This is a genomic window from Bacillus velezensis, assembly GCF_001461825.1.
GTDB classification, from domain to species: Bacteria; Bacillota; Bacilli; order Bacillales; family Bacillaceae; genus Bacillus; species Bacillus velezensis.
Genome location: NZ_LLZC01000018.1, coordinates 313,233 through 335,858, shown reverse-complemented (window position 1 = coordinate 335,858; position 22,626 = coordinate 313,233). Strand labels below are relative to the sequence as shown.

At 45.5% G+C, this 22,626-nt stretch carries 27 protein-coding genes and 2 pseudogenes; 7 read left to right on the top strand and 22 right to left on the bottom strand.

All coding sequences use genetic code 11. The annotated features are described in order from the left end of the window. Positions 1–19: 19 nt before the first annotated feature. Entirely contained in the window at positions 20–616 is a 597-nt protein-coding gene (locus AR442_RS10380) for a sulfite oxidase-like oxidoreductase (RefSeq protein ID WP_012118333.1), read from the bottom strand. Positions 617–715: 99 nt separating this feature from the next. Between AR442_RS10380 and AR442_RS10375 the strand changes: the two genes are divergently transcribed. After that, complete coding sequence (locus AR442_RS10375) at positions 716–1,309, top strand: biotin transporter BioY (protein WP_007408702.1); 594 nt, start codon at positions 716–718, stop codon at positions 1,307–1,309. 46 nt (positions 1,310–1,355) lie between these two features. Here the strand turns inward: AR442_RS10375 and AR442_RS10370 are convergent, their stop codons facing one another. Both AR442_RS10370 and AR442_RS10365 read right to left on the bottom strand, forming a co-directional pair. Next, a complete protein-coding gene (locus AR442_RS10370) occupies positions 1,356–2,684 on the bottom strand; it encodes a Na+/H+ antiporter NhaC family protein (protein WP_007613482.1) in 1,329 nt (442 codons plus the stop codon). A gap of 132 nt (positions 2,685–2,816) precedes the next feature. Continuing rightward, positions 2,817–4,307, bottom strand: a complete 1,491-nt coding sequence (locus AR442_RS10365; RefSeq protein WP_007408704.1) for a leucyl aminopeptidase — start codon at positions 4,305–4,307, stop codon at positions 2,817–2,819. Between the two features lie 147 nt (positions 4,308–4,454). Between AR442_RS10365 and AR442_RS10360 the strand changes: the two genes are divergently transcribed. Next, positions 4,455–4,931: a divergent PAP2 family protein gene (locus AR442_RS10360; protein WP_014418782.1), complete on the top strand. Its 477-nt coding sequence runs from the start codon at positions 4,455–4,457 to the stop codon at positions 4,929–4,931. 29 nt (positions 4,932–4,960) lie between these two features. On the opposite strand, the gene AR442_RS10355 is transcribed toward AR442_RS10360, so the two are convergent. The 4 genes from AR442_RS10355 to AR442_RS10345 all read right to left on the bottom strand — a co-directional run bounded on the left by AR442_RS10355 (position 4,961) and on the right by AR442_RS10345 (position 7,612). Next, positions 4,961–5,602, bottom strand: a complete 642-nt coding sequence (locus AR442_RS10355) for a 3D domain-containing protein (RefSeq protein ID WP_014418783.1) — start codon at positions 5,600–5,602, stop codon at positions 4,961–4,963. Positions 5,603–5,702: 100 nt separating this feature from the next. Then, the gene (locus AR442_RS10350; RefSeq protein WP_003151989.1) at positions 5,703–6,023 is read right to left on the bottom strand and encodes a YuiB family protein; all 321 of its coding nucleotides are present in this window, start codon (positions 6,021–6,023) and stop codon (positions 5,703–5,705) included. A 68-nt stretch (positions 6,024–6,091) separates the two neighbouring features. Beyond that, positions 6,092–6,217, bottom strand: coding sequence for a YuiA family protein (locus AR442_RS20325; protein ID WP_007408708.1), 126 nt, complete (start codon positions 6,215–6,217; stop codon positions 6,092–6,094). Positions 6,218–6,391: 174 nt separating this feature from the next. Beyond that, positions 6,392–7,612, bottom strand: a complete 1,221-nt coding sequence (locus AR442_RS10345; protein ID WP_007408709.1) for an NAD(P)/FAD-dependent oxidoreductase — start codon at positions 7,610–7,612, stop codon at positions 6,392–6,394. A 310-nt stretch (positions 7,613–7,922) separates the two neighbouring features. On the opposite strand from AR442_RS10345, the gene yumC reads away from it, so the two are divergent. Next, a complete protein-coding gene (gene yumC / locus AR442_RS10340; protein ID WP_007613496.1) occupies positions 7,923–8,918 on the top strand; it encodes a ferredoxin--NADP reductase 2 in 996 nt (331 codons plus the stop codon). Between the two features lie 38 nt (positions 8,919–8,956). Here yumC and AR442_RS20640 read toward each other — a convergent pair whose 3' ends face one another. Continuing rightward, on the bottom strand, positions 8,957–9,100 hold the full coding sequence (locus tag AR442_RS20640; protein ID WP_003151982.1) for a hypothetical protein: 144 nt from the start codon (positions 9,098–9,100) through the stop codon (positions 8,957–8,959). Positions 9,101–9,317: 217 nt separating this feature from the next. Here AR442_RS20640 and guaC point away from each other — a divergent pair, with 217 nt between their 5' ends. Further along, positions 9,318–10,298 (top strand): GMP reductase, encoded by a 981-nt coding sequence (gene guaC, locus AR442_RS10335; protein WP_053285183.1) that lies wholly within the window; start codon positions 9,318–9,320, stop codon positions 10,296–10,298. Between the two features lie 61 nt (positions 10,299–10,359). Here the strand turns inward: guaC and AR442_RS10330 are convergent, their stop codons facing one another. The 7 genes and pseudogenes from AR442_RS10330 to AR442_RS10300 all read right to left on the bottom strand — a co-directional run bounded on the left by AR442_RS10330 (position 10,360) and on the right by AR442_RS10300 (position 15,336). Further along, the gene (locus AR442_RS10330) at positions 10,360–10,581 is read right to left on the bottom strand and encodes a DUF5970 family protein (protein WP_053285182.1); all 222 of its coding nucleotides are present in this window, start codon (positions 10,579–10,581) and stop codon (positions 10,360–10,362) included. 16 nt (positions 10,582–10,597) lie between these two features. Then, on the bottom strand, positions 10,598–11,125 hold the full coding sequence (locus tag AR442_RS10325; protein WP_053285181.1) for a stage II sporulation protein M: 528 nt from the start codon (positions 11,123–11,125) through the stop codon (positions 10,598–10,600). Continuing rightward, entirely contained in the window at positions 11,122–11,826 is a 705-nt protein-coding gene (locus AR442_RS10320; protein WP_017419446.1) for an ABC transporter ATP-binding protein, read from the bottom strand. Before AR442_RS10320 ends, AR442_RS10325 begins: the two co-directional genes overlap by 4 nt. Beyond that, positions 11,819–13,474, bottom strand: coding sequence for a hypothetical protein (locus AR442_RS10315; RefSeq protein ID WP_053285180.1), 1,656 nt, complete (start codon positions 13,472–13,474; stop codon positions 11,819–11,821). Before AR442_RS10315 ends, AR442_RS10320 begins: the two co-directional genes overlap by 8 nt. Positions 13,475–13,556: 82 nt before the next feature. Then, positions 13,557–13,892, bottom strand: coding sequence for an uberolysin/carnocyclin family circular bacteriocin (locus AR442_RS10310; RefSeq protein WP_003151973.1), 336 nt, complete (start codon positions 13,890–13,892; stop codon positions 13,557–13,559). A gap of 67 nt (positions 13,893–13,959) precedes the next feature. Then, positions 13,960–14,532 (bottom strand): hypothetical protein, encoded by a 573-nt coding sequence (locus tag AR442_RS10305; RefSeq protein WP_007613520.1) that lies wholly within the window; start codon positions 14,530–14,532, stop codon positions 13,960–13,962. A 258-nt stretch (positions 14,533–14,790) separates the two neighbouring features. Further along, a pseudogene (locus AR442_RS10300) lies at positions 14,791–15,336 on the bottom strand (GNAT family N-acetyltransferase). A 331-nt stretch (positions 15,337–15,667) separates the two neighbouring features. On the opposite strand from AR442_RS10300, the gene AR442_RS10295 reads away from it, so the two are divergent. Further along, positions 15,668–16,429 carry an SDR family oxidoreductase gene (locus AR442_RS10295; RefSeq protein WP_015387769.1) on the top strand — a complete coding sequence of 254 codons (762 nt, stop codon included), beginning with the start codon at positions 15,668–15,670 and terminating at the stop codon, positions 16,427–16,429. 142 nt (positions 16,430–16,571) lie between these two features. Here the strand turns inward: AR442_RS10295 and AR442_RS21090 are convergent. The 6 genes and pseudogenes from AR442_RS21090 to AR442_RS10265 form a co-directional block, all read right to left on the bottom strand. Beyond that, positions 16,572–16,712, bottom strand: a pseudogene (locus tag AR442_RS21090) (iron-sulfur cluster assembly accessory protein); the annotation flags it as partial. Then, positions 16,691–17,056 carry a hypothetical protein gene (locus AR442_RS10290; protein WP_032863915.1) on the bottom strand — a complete coding sequence of 122 codons (366 nt, stop codon included), beginning with the start codon at positions 17,054–17,056 and terminating at the stop codon, positions 16,691–16,693. The gene AR442_RS10290 and the pseudogene AR442_RS21090, both read right to left, overlap by 22 nt. A 449-nt stretch (positions 17,057–17,505) precedes the next feature. Next, positions 17,506–17,868, bottom strand: a complete 363-nt coding sequence (locus AR442_RS10280; protein ID WP_003151967.1) for a HesB/IscA family protein — start codon at positions 17,866–17,868, stop codon at positions 17,506–17,508. A 76-nt stretch (positions 17,869–17,944) separates the two neighbouring features. Next, positions 17,945–18,799, bottom strand: coding sequence for a diaminopimelate epimerase (dapF, locus tag AR442_RS10275; RefSeq protein WP_014418790.1), 855 nt, complete (start codon positions 18,797–18,799; stop codon positions 17,945–17,947). A gap of 123 nt (positions 18,800–18,922) precedes the next feature. After that, positions 18,923–20,140, bottom strand: coding sequence for a NupC/NupG family nucleoside CNT transporter (locus AR442_RS10270; RefSeq protein WP_024085753.1), 1,218 nt, complete (start codon positions 20,138–20,140; stop codon positions 18,923–18,925). A 134-nt stretch (positions 20,141–20,274) separates the two neighbouring features. Continuing rightward, a complete protein-coding gene (locus AR442_RS10265) occupies positions 20,275–20,511 on the bottom strand; it encodes a YuzB family protein (RefSeq protein WP_007408721.1) in 237 nt (78 codons plus the stop codon). 266 nt (positions 20,512–20,777) lie between these two features. Between AR442_RS10265 and AR442_RS10260 the strand changes: the two genes are divergently transcribed. Continuing rightward, on the top strand, positions 20,778–21,845 hold the full coding sequence (locus tag AR442_RS10260; RefSeq protein WP_014418791.1) for an NAD(P)/FAD-dependent oxidoreductase: 1,068 nt from the start codon (positions 20,778–20,780) through the stop codon (positions 21,843–21,845). A gap of 37 nt (positions 21,846–21,882) precedes the next feature. Here AR442_RS10260 and AR442_RS10255 read toward each other — a convergent pair whose 3' ends face one another. Next, on the bottom strand, positions 21,883–22,209 hold the full coding sequence (locus AR442_RS10255) for a YuzD family protein (protein ID WP_014418792.1): 327 nt from the start codon (positions 22,207–22,209) through the stop codon (positions 21,883–21,885). Between the two features lie 79 nt (positions 22,210–22,288). Here AR442_RS10255 and AR442_RS10250 point away from each other — a divergent pair, with 79 nt between their 5' ends. Next, positions 22,289–22,624 (top strand): NifU family protein, encoded by a 336-nt coding sequence (locus AR442_RS10250; protein WP_169510385.1) that lies wholly within the window; start codon positions 22,289–22,291, stop codon positions 22,622–22,624. The last annotated feature ends 2 nt before the right edge of the window (positions 22,625–22,626 follow it).

Genomic DNA, 22,626 nt, shown 5'->3' with positions numbered 1-22,626 from the left:
CTATATAGTGATAGGAGGCTTAATCCCATGTAAAGCGCTCATTCTTCCATGGATCTCCCCTCATATGGTAGCCGTTTTTCTCCCAAAAGCCGGGGTGGTTTTCCTTTGTAAACTGAATGCCGCGCAGCCATTTTGCGCTTTTCCAAAAATAAAGATGGGGGAAAACGCCTCTTAGCGGATAGCCGTGCTCTGGCGTTAACGGCTCGCCGTTATGCGCATATGCCAGCAGGGATGTTTCCCGCGTAAAATCAGAAAGCGGCAGGTTGGCCGTCCAGCCCTCTTCAGCGTGCAGAATGACGAATCCCGCTTCTTTGTGCACGCCCGCTTTCTCAGCGATGTCTTTGGCGCGTATTCCCTGCCAGATATTATCAAGACGGGACCAGCCCGTGACGCAATGAATATCATTTTTCACTTCGGCTTCAGGAAAGGCTTTGATATCTTCAAAGCTTAACAGCATAGGACGGTCAACAAGCCCGTACACTTGCAGATTCCATTTTGACATATCTTCATAATAAGGAACATTTCCGGCGTGAAGCACGGGAAACTTCGTTGTGACATTTTGGTTTGGCGGAATCCGTTCCGACTGTTTTGTTTGTTTCGTTTTCCCGAAAAACATATGGCTCCCTCCATTTAGTAAACCTGCATTAAATCTTTGTTGACAATCAATCACCCTTCGATTACGCTAATCTGGTACAAGTGTAAGGGGGAAAAACAAATGAAACAACGCAACCTTCGTGCGGGCGATATGGCGCTTATCGGCATGTTTGCCGCACTGATGGCCGTCGGCGCCAACATTACATCAATGGCTCCTTTTTTGCAAGTTGCGGGAATTCCGTTATCGCTGCAGCCTTTCTTTTGTCTGTTAGCCGCGATGCTTCTCGGCGCCAGACGGGCAGCCATTGCAATGACGGTATACGCATTGGCCGGACTCGCGGGGGCGCCTGTTTTCGCCCAATTCTCAGCAGGCTTTGCGCCGTTTATCGGAAAGAGCGGCGGATTTATTCTCGCTTACATCCCGGCGGCATTTGCAGCCGGATGGCTGCTGGAAAAAACAAAAAAACCCGGCCGCCTGCATTATGCATGGGCCTCTTTGATCGGTACCGCCGTCATTTATATCATTGGCACGACCTATACGTATATTGCGCTGAAATTATGGCTTCATGCTCCGATCAGCTACGGAATGGCCTGGTTTTACATGATATGGTTTTTCATAAAAGATATCGTTTTAGCACTGTTATTGGCATCAATCGCGCCTGCCGTATACAGGTCTATTCATAAAGCGACGGGGTTCAGCAGAAATCCGGCGTAAGATGTTCTCAGCATACAAAAAGGCTCCCCTTTCCGGGAGCCTTTTTTTACAGGACAAGCGCGGCAATCCAGCCGAATATCACAAGCGGAATGTTATAGAAAATAAATGTCGGTACGCACGTATCCCAAATGTGGTGGTGCTGTCCGTCGGCGCTGAGGCCTGACGTCGGCCCGAGCGTACTGTCACTTGCAGGAGAACCCGCATCACCGACCGCGGCGGCCGCTCCGATTACGGCGATCGTCGCCATCGGGCTGAATCCGAGCTGAGCGCACAGCGGGACAAATATGGTCGTAATGACGGGTACGGTTGCAAATGATGATCCGATTCCCATCGTGATTAATAAACCGACCACCAGCATCAGGAGCGCGCCTAATGATTGGCTGTGGCCGATAAAGCCTGTTGATGCTTTGACCAAGGAAGCCACATCGCCCGTTTTATTCAATACATTTGAAAAACCGGCTGCAACAAGCATGACAAACCCGATAAAAGCCATCAGAATCATGCCGTCCGTGATCAGCTTATCCGCTTCATTGCGCTTCATGACTCCGCTGATAAACAGCGTAAACAAGCCGGCAAGCGCGCCCATGATCATACCTTCCACTCCGAGCACCTGTGACAGATAGAGCTGAACGGCAAGCGACACGGCAATGGAGATCAGGGCGATGGCAATGCTTTTTTTCGTATAAGGAGAAGACGATAGTCCGGCAATCTCCTTCGTCTCATATTTCTTCGGTTTCCGGAAGACGATGACGGCTAAAATTAAACCGACCGCCATCCCGGCCGTCGGGATGATTAAAGCATACGGGATATCACTGAGCGGCACCTTTAAACCGGCTGACGCCATATTATCTCTCAGCATCCCCTGGAAAATCTGTCCGAATCCGACAGGCAGAACGATATACGGCGCAGTCAGTCCGAATGTCATCACACACGCGATCAGCCTGCGGTCTATTTCAAGTTCGTTAAATATTTTTAAAAGCGGCGGAATCAATACAGGAATAAACGCAATGTGAACGGGCACCACGTTTTGCGAGAAACAGGATATGATTAAAATAATCAGTACGATTAACACTTTTGACAGTGCTTTTTTCCGCGAATCTTCCTTTTTTCCGATTAGTTTGACAGACGCTTCCACCATTGCATCGGGAAGCCCCGTCTTTGTCAGCGCCGCGGCAAATGCTCCGAGCAGCGCGTAGCTGACCGCGACGGTGGCATTTCCGCCGAGACCGTCCGTAAAAGCCTTCACCGTCTCTCCGAGGCCTAAGCCGCCGGTCAGCCCGCCGGCAAGCGCGCCGATCATTAAAGCTATAATAATATTGACACGCAGCAGGCTTAAGACGAGCATAAGCAATACTGCGACAACAACAGCATTCATTGATGAGTCCCTCCAAAAATCCTTTAGTTTGCTAATGTAGTAGATAATTAAAGTTACCATAGATTCTGCGCTTTAGTCAACTAAAGATTTTGGAAATCAAAAAACCCGCTGCATCAAGGCAGCGGGTTGCTGTTATCTTTCGGGCGTAAACCGCTCAGTCAAAACAGCCAACGTCCTTGCCATGACGCCTGTTGCGCCGGCAGGGCCGAAGCATGTCGCTTTATTCGCCGTTGCGGTTCCCGCAATATCGAGATGAACCCACGGCGTGTTTTCCGCGAATTCACCAATGAATGCCCCCGCCATAATCGCGTGGCCTTCTCTTCCCGGAGAATTGTTCAAATCAGCCATCTGACTGTTTCTCACCCGTTTTTTATCCTTTTCTGTAATCGGAAGCTGCCAGATCGGCTCGCCGGATTCTTTCGCCGATTCCGCCACCTGTTCATAAAACGCGGCGTGATTAGTCATAGCGCCCGTCATTTCGTTCCCTAAGGCGACAATGACACCGCCCGTTAACGTTGCGACGTCTACGAGGACAGAGGCTCCGTGCTGCTTGGCGTATGTGATGCCGTCGGCAAGCACGAGACGCCCTTCCGCATCGGTGTTCAGGATCTCAATGGTTTTTCCGCTGAGCGAAACGATGACATCATCCGGCTTCATCGCATCGGACGAAATCATGTTGTCCGTAGACGGTATGACAGCGAGCACGTTTTGTTCAGGCCGCAGTTCGCCGATAATCTCCATTGCCCCTAATACCGAGGCGGCCCCTCCCATATCGCTTTTCATGCCGACAATGCCGGTTTTCGGCTTAATTGAATATCCGCCCGTATCAAAGGTAATTCCTTTACCGACCAGGCCGATGACGTCTTCCCACTGATCTTTGCCCTGATACTTCAGAACGATCATTTTCGGCGGTTCGGATGAGCCCTTGTTAACAGCAAGCAGCCCTCCCATGCCGAGCTCTTCCATTTCATCTTTTTCTAAAATTTCACACTCGAAATCGTATTTCGCCGCAAGCTCAGCGGCATATGACGCCAAATCAGTGGCCGTCAGCATATTACCCGGCATATTCACAAGCGTGCGGGCTGAATTCGTCCCTTGGCCGTATGCCGCTCCGACGTTCAGGCCGGCCTGCACTTCCCTCAGGTCTTCTTCGGTCACGGCGCAGACTGATTTCAGTTCCTGATCCGGCTCATTCGATTTATGTTTATAATCCTGCACTTCGTAAACCGCAAGCAGACAGCTTTCTGAAAGCGCATGAGCGGCATCGGCGGCAGGCACTTCACCGGAGACGAATGTATCGAGCAACACGGATACTTCCTGTTTTTTATCTTGATGAACCTGCTGAAATACTCGTGCAAAGCATTCTTTCGTATCTTCAAACGAATAATCCGCTTCTCTTCCCAGGCCGATAAAATAAATACGTTTCATACCGGTCGCAGCCGGAGGGTATACTTTTGATACACGATTGCGTTTGGCGGACACATCACCATCCTTTAACAGCTGGGTCAGATGACCGTCCAATTTATCATCCAATTCCTTCGTAAATCCGTTCAGCGTGCTTTTTTGAAAAAGACCGATGACCAGTGTTTCGGGATGCCGCAGTTGATCAGATGCATAAAACATGAGTACACACTCCTTATGTGGGTATTTGTTATGTAAAGTGGTATAATGAAAAAACATTTTTCATTGATTTTATTTTACCAAACTAAGGGCGTTTTCTGCAGTTTTTCGATGCGATCGGAATCAGCAGATACAGAAAGGATGTCGCATATGGATGTACTTATGAATTTTCCTTTACTGGCGAGTTTTGCCGCCATTATTTTTGCCCAAGTTGTAAAAGTGCCTATTCAATTTATCGTATCCAAAAAACTTGACTGGTCTCTTGTGACGAGCACAGGCGGCATGCCGAGCTCCCATTCCGCCGCCGTCACTGCGCTGTCAACCGGAGTCGCTTTGCAACAGGGGCTGGACTCGCCCCTGTTTGCAGTCGCCGCGATTTTCGCCGTCATTACGATGTTCGACGCTACAGGTGTCAGGCGGCATGCGGGTGAACAGGCGACGGTCATTAATAAACTTGTCATCGACTTTAATCGGTTTGTCAGCGAAGCGAAGGACTTTCAGAAAGCGGAAGAGAAGGAAAAACAGAAGAAACTGAAAGAACTGCTCGGCCATCAGCCGATTGAAGTATTCTTCGGCGGCGTCACCGGTATTGTGCTGACATTGATTTTAGATTATCTCTTTATGTAAAAAACGCTTCAGCGGATGCTGAAGCGTTTTTATTCTTTTACCGTTTTGTATTGATTTCTGAACACTTGCAGCGACTTGGTTTCGTTCAGCTTTACAAGTTCGTCCTCGGTCACTGTGCCGTTCCCTTTTTTAATAATGTAGACCTCAAGTGTTTTTTTGCCCCAATTGTTATAGACGTCCTTGACGGTGTCAAAGTAGAGGTCAAGGCGGCTGCCTTTAATTTTTGAGCCGGTATCGGCGACAACCCCGTAACCGTAATTCGGTATAAACAGAATCGTCCCGATCGGGAAAACAGACGGATCGGCCGCAACAGTTGAATATAAATCTCGTTTGACCTTCACGCCTGAATATGTAATTCCGTACTGCGGATGCCCCGGAGATTTTCCGGTAGATTCCGCTCCGGCGGTATAACCGGTGGCCGTCACCTTTTGTGACGGATAGCGTTCCCAGTCAAAAGCTTCTTCCAGCGGTTTTATCCTGCCTGATGCCTTCTTTTCCGGCTGATTCTGTAAGGATTGAAACGGAGTTGCGATGTTTTTCAAAACGGCGCCGCGATGTTCCGTCATCCAATTTGTCAGATCCTTTGCTTCAACACCGGTTATGGAAAAGTATGTCGCATGGCATGCGCCCAAAAAGAGCACGATCATGAATACGCGTCTGATTATCGTCAATCTGAAATCACTCTCCTCCGAGTCATTGTTCCCAACTCGGTGAGGTGCTATACAAAAAGCGCCGCGACACAAAAAAAGCTTTCTCGAATAAGAAAGCGGCTTAAAACATTTGATATCCTCTTTTTCTGAGCGCCTTTATGGCAATGCCTGACATGATGGCTCCCGCCAGTCCGCCCGCCAAAATCACAACATCCGCAACCGCTAATGACATGATGCGCTGAAACAGGCTTTGAAAGGATTCCCCCGGCGCCTGCACGTAACTGATCATCTTTTTATTGCTGATAATGAAAAGGCATACAATCGGATAGACAACAGCCATAATCCACGACATTCTAAGCAGCATGTTCAACAGAAAGCCTATGCCGAAAAACAGTACAAAAAATAGTACGATTGAGATCAGGACAACCGGCAAACTAATCACAAACATCCACCCCCTACAGCACTTTCAGTGTACCTCGGGGACGGTAAAAAAGTCAACGTCTGGAAAAATCAGCGTCTCTCTTTGCCGCTTCCCTGGCAGGAGGGACATGTTTCGGAGCCGCCAAGAAGCAATTGAAAATACCCTTTACCTGAGCAGAACGGACACGCCGCCGTGCTTTTTGCTGTCGTTTTCATGCGGATCACCCTTTTTTCTTAATTTTCTGATAATATACCATATTTACTGTCAAGCACCAAGTCAGAATATGTAACAAATCAACTCATGTAAGCGGAAACATTCATTTTTTTCTCTTACATGCTTTTTATATCGCTCTTTTCTAAAAAAAAGAGAAAACCCGCGGCCGCGGGTTTTCAGAAGAATTTAAACTTCCCTTTTTTCAGCGTCAGGCCCAGACCGCCGATCATAAAGAGCGAGCGGTTGTCAATGACCTTTTTCATAAAGGACGCCGGCATGCCTTTGAGCTTCCTGCCGTATACGACTCCGACGGCGTTATGCTCACCGAGGGAGGCGACGGTTCCTTTAATGTCAGGCTTGAACTCTTCAAGCTGGCCTCCTTTAATCAAACCGCCCAGATTTTTGGCGACCGTTTCTCCTTGCTGCATCGCGATCTGAGCAGTCGGCGGGTACGGCCGTTCCGTCTCTTCATTGATAAAGAGCGAGCTGTCGCCGAGAATAAAAACGTCATCATGTCCCGGCGCCCGAAGATCAGGGTTGACCTTGACACGGCCGCGCATATTTTCAAAACCCGCTTCCTCCACGATCGGATGTCCGCGCACGCCCGCGGCCCAGACAACAGTCTGCGATTTGATTTCTTCCGGCTCTTCATCTTTCTTGCCGACTGTGACACCGTCTGCGCGGCATTCTTGAACCGCGGTGCCGATTTTAAATTCAACGCCTTTGCTCTCAAGGTATTGAACGGCGTAATCGACAAGCTCCGGATCAAATCCCGGCAAAACCGTCGGGGCGGCCTCGACACAGACGATCCGGACGAGACTTTCATCTATATCATAATATCTGCATAACTCCGGCTTGCGGTTCGCAAGTTCACCGAGAAATTCAATTCCCGTAAAGCCCGCTCCGCCGACAACGATGGTTAAGCGGTCAGGGCGTTTTTCAGCCTCCGTATTGTATGTCGCAAATTGGAGCTCAATATGGTCTTTCAGCTGGCGCGACGTATTAATATTCGCGATCGGAAAAGCGAATTCTTTTAAGCCTTTAATCCCGAATGTTTCAGGGACGGCGCCAAGCCCGATGACGAGATAATCATAAGGGATGTCCCCTTGTGAAAGCGTCACCTTTTTATTTTGCACATCTATCGCTTTTACGGTATCCTGCACAAATTTGACCCGTGATTCATTGATTACATCTTTTATTTGATATCTGCAGCGGTCATGATGCAGCGTTCCTGCGCTCGCTTCATGCATCCATGTCGTTTCATAATGATAATTGTGTTTATTGACCAAAGTAATGTCAGCGTCATTTGCCCCGATATGCTTCGGAAGCCTTGTTACTGTCATTAATCCACCATAACCTGCACCTAAAACCACGATTTTGGGTTTATTCAATGCCATCACATCCACCTTCTTTTTTTTGCTGTTAGACGCATAATCAAATCAACATTTGTATTAGCTTCAGCTTATTGGCGGGATTTTATGAAATGAAATATAAAATTTTTTAGAAAACCGCACATGTCTGCATATCACCATACTATCCGGAAGAATCAGAAAACATTCAGGAAAAAACAGATTGGAATTTGTCCCCATATTAGCGCGGCCGCAATTTTTTTCAAGAATGAAGCGGCCGGGCGGTTTTCGGCACTCGTCATCCTTTTAAATTGTATGTTATAATTAATAACAATTTTCAATTAGGAGGCAATTTGGTATGCAAGAGGATTCAAAGGTTTATGATATTACGGTCATCGGCGGCGGCCCGGTCGGCCTGTTTACCGCTTTTTACGGGGGAATGAGACAGGCGAGCGTCAAAATCATCGAGAGCCTGCCTCAGCTTGGCGGCCAGCTCAGCGCGCTGTACCCTGAAAAATATATTTATGATGTAGCCGGATTCCCGAAAATCCGCGCCCAAGAACTTGTGAACAACTTAAAAGAGCAAATGGCAAAGTTCGATCAGACCATCTGCTTAGAGCAGGCCGTTGAATCTGTTGAAAAACAGGCGGACGGTGTGTTTAAGCTTGTCACGAATTCAGAAACGCATTATTCAAAAACGGTTATTATCACCGCGGGAAACGGCGCATTTAAGCCGAGAAAGCTTGAGCTGGAATCAGCGGAACAATATGAAGGCAAAAACCTGCACTACTTCATTGACGACCTCAATCAATTCGCAGGCAGACGCGTTGCCGTTCTGGGCGGCGGCGATTCCGCGGTTGACTGGGCGCTCATGCTTGAGCCGATCGCCAAAGAAGTCAGCATCATCCACCGCCGTGATAAATTCCGCGCGCATGAGCACAGTGTCGAAAACCTGCATAATTCTAAAGTCAACGTGCTGACACCGTTTGTTCCCGCTGAACTTGTCGGTGAAGACCGGATCGAACAGCTCGTTCTCGAAGAAGTGAAAGGCGACCGTAAAGAAATCATTGAAATTGATGACCTGATCGTAAACTACGGCTTTGTTTCTTCTCTCGGCCCGATTAAAAACTGGGGCCTTGAAATCGAGAAAAATTCCATCGTCGTCAAAAGCACAATGGAAACGAATATCGAAGGCTTCTTTGCCGCCGGAGATATCTGCACATATGAAGGCAAGGTCAAGCTGATCGCCAGCGGTTTCGGCGAAGCTCCGACAGCCGTGAACAACGCGAAGGCTTACATGGACCCGAAAGCGCGCGTCCAGCCTCTGCATTCTACAAGCATGTTTGAAAAATAATAAAAAAGAGTCTGTGTCATACCGGCACAGACTCTTTTTTATTTAAACATCCAAATATAATTCATGACGGTTCCGACAACAAGCGCAATGACAAGCGCCGACACGACCCAAATCGTGCCTAAAATAATCCGGTCCTGAATTTTCTGGGCTTTCGGGCTGTGCCCGGGCTGTTTTTGTTCCACACCGGCCCCTCCCTTCTTCTGCAAATCTATCTATCGTAACAAATGTCTTACAACACCCAATACTACTATGATAACCAAACTGCAAATGGATGACAAGCTGACCGCAGATGAGGCGGCATGAAATCATTTGACATTCCTGACAAAACAAAGTACATTATAAAAAGACGAACATTTTAATTTTATTTAATTCTATTATTCGCTTTTAGGGGTGTTATATATGGAAAATGTATTTGATTACGAAGATATTCAGCTGATTCCTGCAAAATGCATTGTTGAAAGCCGATCTGAATGTGATACATCAGTTACGTTGGGCGGGCACACGTTTAAACTTCCGGTCGTGCCGGCCAACATGCAGACGATTATAGATGAAAACATCGCGGCCTGGCTCGCGGAAAACGGGTATTTTTATATCATGCACCGCTTCGAGCCGGAAAAACGCCTGGCTTTTGTCCGGGATATGAAAGCGCGCGGACTGATTTCTTCCATCAGTGTCGGCGTGAAGGAAAATGATTATGAATTCATCCGGGAGCTGAAAGCACAGGAGCTTGTGCCGGATTATATTACCATTGATATCGCGCACGGCCATTCCAATGCCGTGATCAGCATGATTCAATTTATTAAAGAACATGTCCCGGAAAGCTTTGTCATCGCAGGGAATGTCGGGACGCCTGAAGCCGTAAGGGAGCTGGAACGCGCGGGCGCCGACGCGACAAAAGTGGGAATCGGCCCCGGGAAAGTCTGCATCACCAAAATTAAAACCGGCTTCGGAACCGGCGGGTGGCAATTAGCCGCGCTTCGCTGGTGCGCAAAAGCGGCGAGCAAACCGATCATTGCTGACGGCGGCATCCGCACGCACGGCGATATCGCGAAATCCATCCGATTCGGCGCATCCATGGTCATGATCGGATCATTATTCGCCGGCCACGAAGAATCACCGGGACAAACGATCGAAATCGATGGAAAGCTGTACAAAGAATATTTCGGCTCCGCTTCCGAATTTCAAAAAGGCGAAAAGAAAAACGTCGAAGGCAAAAAAATGCATGTCGAACATAAAGGGTCTTTACAGGACACGCTGGTTGAAATGGAGCAGGATCTGCAATCTTCCATCTCTTACGCCGGCGGCAATACACTCGAAGCCATCCGCAATGTCGACTACGTGATCGTAAAAAACTCTATTTTCAACGGCGACAGATTTTAACACGCAGCAGAGCCGCTCGAAGATAAAAAAAATGACATTCAATATGAATGTCATTTTTTTATTAAATACCGAGATAAAGAGCCGCACTGGCTAACAGATTAATCACAAAAATAAACAAAAAGATGTAACGAATGAATTTATTTTGCACCGGAGCAAATATAAAGAGATATAGTCCTGCCACCCCAAAAGTAAGAACAGGAAACAGCCACTCAAAGGATAAAGAAATGATATAACCGATAATCATAACAATCGGCACACCGATTAATGATAATTTACTTCTCATATGATTTCTGCCCCTTTTACTTAAAAATTGGTGTGATGTAAGCTTCAATAATGGCAGCGGCGATCAGCAGACAAATAATAAGCAGCACCAATATTCCAATATGCCTGAACATTGAAGCGATTATCTTTTTTTCCTTAGAAAAACACAGCCTGATGACCAATTCAACGCCCTTAAAACCAATGGCGCCACTTAATAATAACGCAGGAACTTCAAATATACCATGAGGAATTAGCAGTAAAAAAATCTGATAAAAAGGAACCCCGCTATGCAGATTTTCTATAATAGAGCCGCTTAAAATAAACCCATTGGTGAATAAATAAAAGATTGAGGTCAACCCAAAGGTAAAAAAACCCGCGGCTAAAAACAGACAAGCGATTGCATTATTTTTCAGCAGTTCAACCGCGCCTGACGAGCCGTTGTAAGACGCTGATGAAACAAAGTGATCGGAAAAAAACGCAGCGATCACACCCCCTGAAAAAAACAGCAATGACGCGGTTAACGGAATGACAGACGTCCTGATTGCCGGCAACAGGCGGTTCATCATGTATAGATACTCTCAGCCAATTCTTCAATCTCTTCTAATGAATGCTCGGATGACTGATACTCCGCCGCAAAAACGCCCTCATGTATAATACCGATCGTATCGCACAGCGAATGTGCCAGCTCCAGCAGGTGAGTCGATAACAGGACCGTATTTCCCTGCTTGACGTACTCCTTTAATAACGTCCGTATCGTTTTACCGCTGATTAAATCAATGCCCGTCAGCGGCTCGTCAAGAATTAATATCTTTGGCTGATGAATGAGCGCGGCCGCAATTGATAATTTTTGTTTCATTCCGTGTGAATATGTTTTAATCAGCTGATTTCCGTCTTGAGCAAGCTTCAGCGTCTCTAACATATTCTTTATATAATCATTTGTCCGCTGAGACGGCACTTGAAACATCTCCGCTGTAAAACGCAAGTATTCGACTCCCGTTAAGTAATCATATAAAAAAGCATGGTCGGGCACAAAACCGATATCAGCCGATAGTTGCCCCCCCTCTTCTGAATCCAGTTCCTTGCCGTCAATCATGACGCGGCCTGAAGTCGGTTTAAGCAGGCCCGAAATGATTTTCAAAGTCGTTGTTTTCCCGACTCCATTAGTCCCCAGCAAAGCATAAATTGAGCCTTTTTTCACCTCAAACGAAATATCTTTCAACACCTGTTTTTCACTATAGTTTTTTTGTATATTCACTAATTTAATCATTGTTCGCAAACCTTTCCGCCATATTGATTCTGCGAAGAAACAGAAACATGACTCCATAGTTTAATAGTGTGAACAGGACAAAAATACCTGATGCAGAATGAATAAGCATCGTTTCAAGTTCCGGCTTTTTATAGATAAAATACGATGTGATCGCAGCGATTTGAAGCGACACAATGAAAATGAAAGAACTGTATAAGTTGTTATACGTCTTTGCTTTCCCCGCTTCTCCAATTTCGTACAGATGCTCCCAGTTTTTCTTAGGATACAGGGCGGTGCTTGAAATCTGGACAAGACTGTATAAAAAACCCGAACATAAAAACACAATAAACAAGTAAATCGTCAGCGCCGCAGAAGACGGAAAAAACACCGTAATCAAAATGGTGATGATGAACGAATAGATAAGAGCGGCGAGATTATAAATACATACTTTCGGAAACACCAGCTGCCACGCATGTTTGATATTCCGGTGAAACAAATGCTGATTTTTTATTTCCCCGTCCACTGATAATACTGTTTTGAGCGCATCTCCGACGAGCTGATACGAAAAGTTCGCAATGATAACCGCCGCAGACACGATGGCGGCTGCCGAATACCCGATAAAGTGATGCGATAAAAGCGGAATACAAAAACCTAAAAACAGCATGAACAAATACAGCATACTGCCGAAGTTCCTGATAAAAAACCCGTCAATTCTCGATAAGAACAGGAGGTCCTTTTGAAAAACGGCATGAAATATTTTGTTATTTCTATATAATTTCAGCTTTGGCGCAAAATCTGCGTTTGTCAAAAACATATAAGGAATAAGGTCCATTTTCTTCAGGGTGGCCGACCACAGTTTAAACATTCCCGCCGTTAAAAGGACGGCGGCCGCAAACACCGCAGCGAAAACGAGCACGGAATGTGAGCGGAATGCTAACCATACATACGGCGTATTCATGAGGATGTTCCGGAAAGCCGGTGACTCCGTAAAGCTTGAAAGATCCTTTGCGGTATACTCCCCAAACACGAGAAGATAAACGGCATACCCGACTGCAAGCGGAACCAGCAGGCTGACGCTGAATAAAATGCCTTTCATGATTTTCAAGTAAAACAATTTGCTCCACATATTTGTAAGAAGATAAACAACATAAGAAAACAGCATAGATAAAAATAAATTGAGAAGAAAATAAACGAAGCCCAAGAAAAATACGATGATCGCCGCAGACCCGGTCATGCCTGCGCTTGATAAAAACAAAAAGACCGGAAAAACAAAAAGATACCATACGAAAATGGTTTTTTTGATCGCCTGGCCGGCAAAAACAGAAAACAGCTGTAAAAAACGCACCTTTTTTAATTGATGAATGACCTTACGCGTATCCAGCAGAAAGGCATTGTGATGTTCTTTAAAGAAGCCGGCAGCCCAAAAAAGCTGCTCAAGTGAAACGGCGATTAAAACAAATTGCCCCCATGCGCTGAGGGGCAGCTGAATCAGTTTTGTCCCGAATACAACACCGCATCCCAGGAAAACGAGATATAAACATAACAGAGAAATAATAATGGCAGACAGCAGTTTGCTGTTGAGTTGAGGAATGCCCCAATCTTCCTTTCTTTTTCGAAACGATGACAGGGTATTATATTTGATAAGAGCCGCAATTTGTTTGACTATCATACTTTCAATCCTTGCATATGTATTTGGGAGAGAGGCTCTTTTTGCAGCTTGTACAAAAAGAGCAATTATTTATTGATCGATTTTACCAAGCAGCTGCGTATTTTTTGCCGTATTTCTTAATCATTGTTTTTGCTGTTGCAACGATTGCATAAGAAATCGCGCCTGCGCCTGTAACGATACCGATAAGAGAAATGATAGAAGCAATTGTTGATGCTGCATCAATAATATCAATTGCTTTTTTAGCTGCTGCTGTAGAGATGCCGAGAGTAGAAGCTAATTCAGCATTGGCTGAGAATGCATGAGCCGCCGCCACGTTTAATTCAGTTCCCGTTAATAATAGTGCATAAACCAATGTTGCTGCAGCAAGAGCCGCGCCAAACAAAATGAAAGACTTTTTATTAGATTTTACTAAGTTCATCATAACATCTCCCTACTCTGTTTTTTTAATTTATAATAAAATTCAGCTTAATTGACTCTCTCCCGAGCTAAATTTTATCCGCCATAAAATAGTTTAAGAAAATAGTAAAGAGTTTTAGTAAAACAAAACATCCAGTCAAAATGATTCTCTTGCCTTTACTGAGATCGGTCAGTTTTCCTGCGGCAGCATAAAGAGCCGCGATTGATATGAGCAGAAATGGGTCCAGCAGCTGCAGACTCAAGCTGGTGCCGCCGGCAGAATATATAAGCGAGGAATCAGCCGTTAAGTAGTTAACAACTGAAAGAATCAACATTTTAAATGCCGAGATTAAAGAAGTCAGTGTATATAGAAGCAAATATATTTTTTTCGGTTTTTTTGTACCGAGAATAAAAGCGGCAACGAATAACAGAAATCCGCCTATCAGAATTTCCACAAAAGTTGTGAAGATCATAAACCCTTGCAGAAACATGACAATCGTACGAACACTTTTCTCCCCGATATCGTAGGTACTTTCTCCGACGGAAGAATAATACGACTGCAGAACTTTATCTGAAATACTGAATTGGAAGAGTAATGAACAGATCAAAATGATGAAAAAAGAACTTAAAAATATTTTTTTATTGCTCAATTGACCTATCATATTATCATCCTTTTCTTACAAAATAAATTAACTATTCTATACTTTTACAATTTAGTTTAATCCTATCAAAAAATCAATATCCTTTCGAAAAATATGACTTTAGGACGTGTTGACAATGAGCACATCTTTCAGAGTTTTCAGTTCTATATACCCTTTATTTTTTTTTGAATTTGCAAATAGTATGATTTAGACAATTGATTTGAAGTTTTAGGAAGAACCTGTCGAAAGAGACGAAGGATATAAAAAAGGAGGATATCGTCATGTATCCTCCGGATGTATGATCGCCAGCACCTGATGATCTTCCCATTTTCCATTTATTTTTACATTTTTTCTCGCAATGCCTTCTTTATGAAAACCAGCTTTTTCGAGCACCCGGATTGACGACTTATTGTGCGGCATGACTCCGGCTTATATCCGATGCAGTTTCAGCTCATTGAATGCATAATCGACTGCCAGCTTGACAGCCTTCGTCGCATAGCCTTTCCCGTTATGTTTGCCATCTAAAAAATAACCGATAAAAGCGCTTTGGAGGGAACCCCGAACCACCTGAAAAAGGCTGATCGTGCCAATCAGGGTCTGATCTTGAAGAAAAATGCCGAAGCTGTATTCTGTGTCATTTTCCGCATTCTTCAGTGATTGTTCAATTCGTCTTTTCCGGCCTTCCAGCGTATAAAAATCCTCTTGTCTCGACATGGCAAACCGTTCAAAGAACATGCGGTTTTCCGTCTGCAAAACCAGTTCCTGCTCTGCATCATTCAGGCTGAGCGGCCTGATATCAACGCTGTTTCCTTCCTGCACATGCATCGCCGTCCTTTTGTTTTGATCAGAAACGTTTTTTAATTGCCTCTCACCCATGTGATACGGTACGCTTTATCACATCAAGAAAATTCCAAGACTTCACATTCACCTTTCGTGACCTATGTCTGATGTGAGTAACCGAAACGGAATCACAAGATTCTTTTGTTGACTTAAACCGTGCTTTAAGCCGTATCATCATATTGTGACAAGGAAAGAATAACTTTGGCGGTTTCCCGATCATCCAAAAAATATATTGATTGGATTGCAGCTGCAGGATAGAAGCGGGAGCTGAAATGTTATCTAAGAAGTATGAAACAATCGGAAAAGAGGAGTTAATATGAAACTGACGGGAAATACAATACTGATTACAGGCGGAAATGCCGGAATAGGATTGGCTTTCGCAGAACGGTTTTTAAAAGCGGGAAATAAAGTCATTGTGACCGGACGGCGTGAGCACGCTCTTCAAAAAGCAAAGGAAACATTCCCGGATCTTATTACATATGTCAGTGATTTGAGCATTCCATCTGAACGTATATCACTGTTTGATTGGGTGAAAGAAAATTATCCGGAAGTGAATGTGTTAGTAAACAACGCGGGGATTCAACAACGTTTTCATGTGCTGAAAGCGGATGCGAAGGACAATTGGGACTATTTCAATAAAGAAATCACAACGAACATTGAAGCTCCCTTCCACCTGTCTATGCTGTTCGCTCCGTTTTTTGCCGGAAAAGAAGATGCGGCTGTCATTAACGTCTCTTCGGGATTGGCTTTTACACCGCTTGCCATTGCACCGATCTATTCAGCAACGAAAGCGGCGCTTCATTCATTTACAATGAGTCTGAGACATCAGCTTTCTGATTCATCTGTAGAAGTGATTGAAGTTGCGCCTCCGGCGGTGAATACAGATTTAGGCGGAGCAGGGCTGCATACTCAAGGAGAACCGCTGGATGAATTCGCTGATGGGATTTTTAAAGGACTGAAAGAGGGCAAACTAGAAATCGGATATGGTTCTTCAGCGGAACGGCTGCGCATGTCACGGGATAAAGCCGATGAACATACGGCAAATATGTACAATGCAATGAAACATACAATTGAATAACATCTTTGAAAAAGGAAAACCCGCTTCTGTTGAGCGGGTTTTCCTTTTATTAAACAGATAAACGCCTTTCTTAACAATGGTGCAAGCGCCATCGAAAAGAAAGACGTCTTATTTTTTCATCCTAAGAATGGCGGGTTGACCCTTAGCACTCTTCCGGCGTACCGGCGTTTTTGGCCGTGCGAAAAGATGAACCGCAGCCGCAGGAAGCGATGGCGTTTACTTCAGTTACGATAAATGATCTACCTGCACTCGGGCTGCTTTTTATTTCGCGGTTTGTTCCTGAATAACGTTTTTTATTAATCGTAGATCACTCGCTGAATCATACGCTCTACTATTCGCTTCATCTAAGATTCGGATAATAATTGCTAGCCCGAAAAGGATGGCGCCGGATACTACACCGGCCAAGACGCTAAAGAATACGGAAAACTGCATACTGTTCGCTAATGCTTTGTCCGTTTTATATTGCGCTTGCGCGACAGAATTATCGTATAGCTCCTCGCTTACCTTCTTACTCGTTTTTGCATCTTCTGCTACGTCCCTATCATATATTACGAAACCCGCAATAATCCCCGCTATTACACAAATAACGCTCAAATACATGAGCACTTTAACAGTAATCTTCTCCAAAATTCCACACCTCCCCTATTTATAGTAAAATTATACCAGACACCTACGATTTTCCACAACACCTGTTCGTTATGTAACACGGACACCTACGTATTCATGCGCAAGTGCCCGTAAAGCTCTTCGTTATCATGTTTACATTACATATACCATTTGCAACATTCTTATATTTCTTCTATGTATCAACCACACTGCATTAATTGGATATAATTTACAATATTAGAAAACGTGCGATTTTTTTATTAATCACTTCACGCAGTTCTCCCGACCTTTTTTCGCTCAAAATAATTTCTATTGCTTCACTGAGTAACAACTTTCTCTTGAAAACGCCCGCAACTCTCCCCCGTTTTTGGTTTATACCCATAATAAAAACGCCTTTCTTAACAATGGTGCAAGCGCCATCGAAAAGAAAGACGTCATATTTTTTCATCCTAAGAATGGCGGGTTGACCCTTAGCACTCTTCCGGCGTACCGGCGTTTTTGGCCGTGCGGAAAGATGAACCGCAGCCGCAGGAAGCGATGGCGTTCGGGTTGTCAATGGTGAAACCGCCGCCCATCATGGACTGTTTGAAGTCAATGATCGTGCCGGTCATGATATCGAGGCTTTCGCTGTCGACCAAGACGGTGATTCCGTGCTGTTCAAACATGCTGTCTTTTTCGCCTTTTTCATGCTCAAATCCCATTCCGTAAGACAGGCCGCTGCAGCCGCCGCCTTTTACGCCCACACGGAGGAACGCGTTTTCTTCTTCATGCTCTTTCATCATATCTTTTATATGCAAAGCCGCTGCTTCAGTGATGGTTACTGGAACACTCATAGGTAGACCTCCTTTTTTAAAAACAATGCTGATATCTATTATAAACCTTGAGGAGAGTATTTCTCAAACGAGCTGTTTACAAATAAAAGACGCCGCTGCATACGGTTTCGGCGGGTCCCGTCATCAGCACGTGCCCGTTATCCTGCCAATTAATCACAAGGTCGCCTCCCGCTAAATGAACGGTGATATCCCGGTTTCGTTCGGAAACACCGTTCAATACGGATGCGACAGCCGCCGCACAGGCGCCTGTTCCGCAAGCCTGTGTAATGCCGGAGCCGCGTTCCCATACGCGGAAATGAAGTTCATCGGCGCTGACGGTTTCCACAAATTCGACATTGACGCCTTCCGGAAATCTCGGGTCTTTTTCAATGACGGGACCGAGCGTTGTAAGAGGCGCTTGATTGATATCCGCAACCGGAAAAACAATATGGGGGTTTCCCATTGATACGGCTGTTCCGGAAAGCTCCGTTTCTCCAAAAACAAAGGTTTCATCGATCGTCCGTTCATCTTCATTGCCGAGCATCGGCAGCTCTTTTTTGGTGAGGCGCGGTTCGCCCATATCGACGGCGACTTCACGCACAATCCCGTTGTCCTCTGTAATGTCTGCTTTCACAAGACCTGAAAGCGTCTCAATGAAAAAGGACGTTTCTTCTGTCAGCTTATGTTCGTATGCGTACTTTGCCACACAGCGAAGGCCGTTGCCGCAATTTTTCCCTTCTGAGCCGTCATTATTAAAAATCCGCATTTTGACGGGCGCTTTTTCTGACGGACAGATGAGGATCATTCCGTCAGAGCCGATGCCCGTGTGAATGCTGGACACTTTAACGGCAATCTCAGCCAGCCGTTCTTCCGGCAGCTGTTCTTCAAATTGATTTACATATATATAACTGTTTCCAAGACCGTGCATCTTGGTAAAACGGAATGAATTCATATCGGCCTCCAACTTTTTTTCTTTTACTTAGTATAAAAGCTCTTCTGCTCGGACACAATACAAATATCCCCCGTTTTTCATACATAAAAGCTCCCTGCATATGCAGGGAGCTTTTATCGTTTACTAAATAAACATGCCGGCAATCGCCGCGCTGAGAAGGTTTGCGAGTGTTCCCGCAATAACCGCTCTTAATCCGAGGCGCGCAATGTCCGAACGGCGGCTTGGGGCCAATCCGCCCAGTGTGCCGAGCATAATCGCAATCGAAGAGAAGTTGGCAAATCCGCACAGCGCAAAGCTGATAATCGTAGACGTTTTTTTAGAAAAGTCCGCAATATGCGGACCGAAGTTTGAATAAGCGACAAACTCATTCAGAACAAGTTTCTGTCCGATATAGCTTCCCGCTCCGAGCGCTTCATGCCAAGGAACGCCGATTACAAATGCGATCGGTGAAAACACGTAACCGAGAATGGATTCTAATGTAATATGTTTGAAACCGAACCAGCCGCCGATTCCGCCGAGAATTCCGTTCACTACGGCGATGAGCGCGACAAACGCAAGCAGCATGGCGCCGACATTTAGAGCAATCTGAAGGCCCGTTGACGCGCCTTTTGCCGCTGCATCAATCACATTAGCGGCGCCTTCGCCTTCTTCGTCCATATTAAAATCGCCTTTTATCGTCTGCGTTTTTTCCGTTTCAGGTATTAACATTTTTCCGAACACGAGACCGGCGGGAGCCGCCATAAAGCTGGCCGCCAGCAGGTATTCAATCGGAATGCCTAACAGGGCGTAACCGAAAAGCGTCGAACCCGCTACAGCCGAAAGGCCGCTCGTCATAATCGTAAACAGCTCGGAACGGGTCAATCCCGCAATCAGCGGTTTAATGGCAAGCGGTGATTCAGACTGTCCGACAAAAATATTCGCAGCCGCCGCAAGCGATTCCGTTCTGCTTGTCCCAAGAAGTTTTGACAGTCCGCCTCCGATGACGCGAAAGATGAGCTGCATGATTTTCAAGTGATACAAAACGGCAATCAGCGCTGAGAAAAAGATAATGACCGGCAGAACGCTCAGCGCAAAAGCCGGGCTACTGCCCACTTTTAACAGCGGGCCAAAAATAAAGCTGATGCCTTCGTTCGCATAATCAATGAGAAGCTGCACACGGCTTGAGAACCATAAAAATACGGCCCGGCCGGCGTCCCACTTTAATACGATGAATCCGAAGGCCATTTGTAAACATAAACCGACAATGACGGTTCGCAGGTTAATTTTGCTTTTCTTCTCTGATAACAAAAAAGCAATGGCTAATATAGCAACTGCCCCGAGCAGCCCCCAAACGATATTCAATGAATCCACCTCTAAAATTTTATTTAAAAAAAGTCTTTATTAAGATAACAATATTTATTTTTGCTGTCTACAAATTTTTTATTTTGCCAAAACCCGGGGCGCAATAAAAAAGAGACCCCGTTCGGAGCCTCTGATTAAAACATCGGATTTTCTTCTATGAATGTATATATGTTGTCAACCAGTTCAGCAGGCGTGCCTCCCGTGACCACTTCGCCGTTAACTAGGGCAAACAGGGACTCCATGCATTTTCCGCAATAGCTTAAACAGCCGTATTCAAGCACGTCCAAGTTCGGATCCTTCTCTAAGATCTCAAGTGCTTCCTGGGAACCGCGCGCTAAATTGCTGACACAGAATTCAATCATCGGATTCATGCGGTTTCACCTCACATATGTACCTTATCCTAACGGAATTTCCTCTATTCGTCAAAGATCCGGTTTCACGCTCAATGTTATCGTAACATATTAATTCAGGTTAAAGGTTTTACTATTACGTGTTTTGTGGTCAATTTGTAGGTTATTTTAAAACTATTATTGTGGTTTTAGATCAAATTCGATATAATTCTAGATGTTATTTTACATAGTTCGTTATTTTGTAACAACATTGACTACCATATTTTTCGGGCAAAAGGGGAATCATTATGAAAAAATTGGTCTTGATCGGCGGGGGTTACGGAAACATGCGGGTGCTGCACCGCTTACTGCCGAACCAGCTTCCGTCAGATATATCCATCACGCTGATTGACAGAAACCCGTATCACTGCTTAAAAACAGAATATTATGCGCTCGCTGCCGGCACGATTTCTGATCATCATATCAGGGTGTCTTTTCCTGAGCATCCGAATCTGGATGTTCAATACGGTGAGGTGGCTTCCGTCGACACGAAAAACAAACAGGTTCTGTTTCATGACCGCGAACCGATTTCTTACGATGACGCGGTGATCGGACTGGGCTGCGAGGATAAGTATCATAACGTGCCCGGCGCGCCGGAACATACTTACAGCATTCAGACCATTGATCAGTCACGCGAGGCCTATCAAAAGCTGAACAACCTCGGCGCCAATGCATCTGTCGCTATCGTCGGAGCGGGATTAAGCGGCGTGGAGCTTGCCAGTGAATTAAGAGAGAGCCGTGACGATCTGAAGATTATGTTATTTGACCGGGGCGACCTGATTTTATCAAGCTTTCCGAAAAGACTCAGCAAGTACGTTCAGAAATGGTTTGAAGAACACGGCGTCACCATTATCAATAATGCGAATATTACAAAAGTGGAAGACGGGATCGTTTATAATCATGATGAAGGAATACCGGCCGATGCCATCGTGTGGACGGCGGGAATTCAGCCGAATAAAGCCGTCAGAGAAATGGACGCTGAAAAAGATCCGCAGGGCCGCATCGTTTTAACACCGCACCACAATCTTCCGGGCGATGAGCATGTTTACGTCGTCGGTGATTGCGCGAGCCTGCCGCATGCGCCGAGCGCCCAGCTGGCTGAAGCACAAGCGGAACAAATTGTGCAGATCCTCCTGAAACGCTGGAACAATGAAGAGCTGCCGGAAACAATGCCGCAATTTAAGCTGAAAGGCGTTCTCGGTTCACTCGGAAAAAAAGCGGGCTTCGGTCTTGTCAACGACCGTCCGCTCATCGGGCGTGTGCCCCGTTTATTAAAATCAGGCCTTTTATGGATGTACAAGCATCATAACGGCTGATAAGAAAAAAGCCGCTGATTGCGATCAGCGGCCATTTTTAAGAGCCTGCCACATAGCCGCGCTTTTCCATTTCTTCATATATATCTTTTAAATGCGGATTCCCTTCCCCCACAATGACATCCTCCACCAGCACGAGCGGATAGGAAAATTCATCGTTTCTGATGCGCTCCGCAAGCTCTTCTGTCTCCTTTTGCTGAGGCGGTGCGTCAATATCAATATACCGCATGTTAAAAGGCTGCTCCGGGTATTTCCGTTTCAGCGCCGCCTCCAGCCATTCAAACGTATCTTTGGCGCTCGGCATATTCACGCAGCTTGCGCAAAGCGTTTCAGCGCCGTAAACACTGAGCGTAACCGGCTTTGTCATGTACATCATCCCCTTTACACCAGTATACAAAGGACGGGGCAGCTTTTGTATAAAAAACGGTTTTTATGTTCAAGTTTAAATATGCTATAATGGAGAAAGCAGCTTTGCAAACCAAACATTAGATTTTTACCGTTACTGTGAATATAATGGTTTTATGTATATGAAAGGAGCGAATCTCATGACTGAGGTTGAAATGAAAGAGCAAGTACAGGAAGTATTGGATAAATTACGTCCGTTTCTGCTTCGTGACGGCGGTGACTGTGAGCTTGTTGATGTAGACGAAGGCATTGTAAAGCTTCGCCTCCTTGGCGCATGCGGCAGCTGCCCAAGTTCAACGATTACGCTGAAAGCCGGAATCGAACGCGCCCTTCTTGAAGAAGTACCGGGTGTCGTTGAAGTAGAACAAGTATTTTAATC

Bases quoted from the DNA above. Each gene is read 5' to 3' on its own strand.
- AR442_RS10380 (WP_012118333.1), bottom strand. From the start codon at position 616: ATGTTTTTCGGGAAAACGAAACAAACAAAACAGTCGGAACGGATTCCG.
- AR442_RS10375 (WP_007408702.1), top strand. From the start codon at position 716: ATGAAACAACGCAACCTTCGTGCGGGCGATATGGCGCTTATCGGCATG.
- AR442_RS10370 (WP_007613482.1), bottom strand. From the start codon at position 2,684: ATGAATGCTGTTGTTGTCGCAGTATTGCTTATGCTCGTCTTAAGCCTG.
- AR442_RS10365 (WP_007408704.1), bottom strand. From the start codon at position 4,307: ATGTTTTATGCATCTGATCAACTGCGGCATCCCGAAACACTGGTCATC.
- AR442_RS10360 (WP_014418782.1), top strand. From the start codon at position 4,455: ATGGATGTACTTATGAATTTTCCTTTACTGGCGAGTTTTGCCGCCATT.
- AR442_RS20325 (WP_007408708.1), bottom strand. From the start codon at position 6,217: ATGAAAACGACAGCAAAAAGCACGGCGGCGTGTCCGTTCTGCTCAGGT.
- AR442_RS10345 (WP_007408709.1), bottom strand. From the start codon at position 7,612: ATGGCATTGAATAAACCCAAAATCGTGGTTTTAGGTGCAGGTTATGGT.
- yumC (WP_007613496.1), top strand. From the start codon at position 7,923: ATGCAAGAGGATTCAAAGGTTTATGATATTACGGTCATCGGCGGCGGC.
- guaC (WP_053285183.1), top strand. From the start codon at position 9,318: ATGGAAAATGTATTTGATTACGAAGATATTCAGCTGATTCCTGCAAAA.
- AR442_RS10330 (WP_053285182.1), bottom strand. From the start codon at position 10,581: ATGAGAAGTAAATTATCATTAATCGGTGTGCCGATTGTTATGATTATC.
- AR442_RS10325 (WP_053285181.1), bottom strand. From the start codon at position 11,125: ATGATGAACCGCCTGTTGCCGGCAATCAGGACGTCTGTCATTCCGTTA.
- AR442_RS10320 (WP_017419446.1), bottom strand. From the start codon at position 11,826: ATGATTAAATTAGTGAATATACAAAAAAACTATAGTGAAAAACAGGTG.
- AR442_RS10315 (WP_053285180.1), bottom strand. From the start codon at position 13,474: ATGATAGTCAAACAAATTGCGGCTCTTATCAAATATAATACCCTGTCA.
- AR442_RS10310 (WP_003151973.1), bottom strand. From the start codon at position 13,892: ATGAACTTAGTAAAATCTAATAAAAAGTCTTTCATTTTGTTTGGCGCG.
- AR442_RS10305 (WP_007613520.1), bottom strand. From the start codon at position 14,532: ATGATAGGTCAATTGAGCAATAAAAAAATATTTTTAAGTTCTTTTTTC.
- AR442_RS10295 (WP_015387769.1), top strand. From the start codon at position 15,668: ATGAAACTGACGGGAAATACAATACTGATTACAGGCGGAAATGCCGGA.
- AR442_RS10280 (WP_003151967.1), bottom strand. From the start codon at position 17,868: ATGAGTGTTCCAGTAACCATCACTGAAGCAGCGGCTTTGCATATAAAA.
- dapF (WP_014418790.1), bottom strand. From the start codon at position 18,799: ATGAATTCATTCCGTTTTACCAAGATGCACGGTCTTGGAAACAGTTAT.
- AR442_RS10265 (WP_007408721.1), bottom strand. From the start codon at position 20,511: ATGAATCCGATGATTGAATTCTGTGTCAGCAATTTAGCGCGCGGTTCC.
- AR442_RS10260 (WP_014418791.1), top strand. From the start codon at position 20,778: ATGAAAAAATTGGTCTTGATCGGCGGGGGTTACGGAAACATGCGGGTG.
- AR442_RS10255 (WP_014418792.1), bottom strand. From the start codon at position 22,209: ATGACAAAGCCGGTTACGCTCAGTGTTTACGGCGCTGAAACGCTTTGC.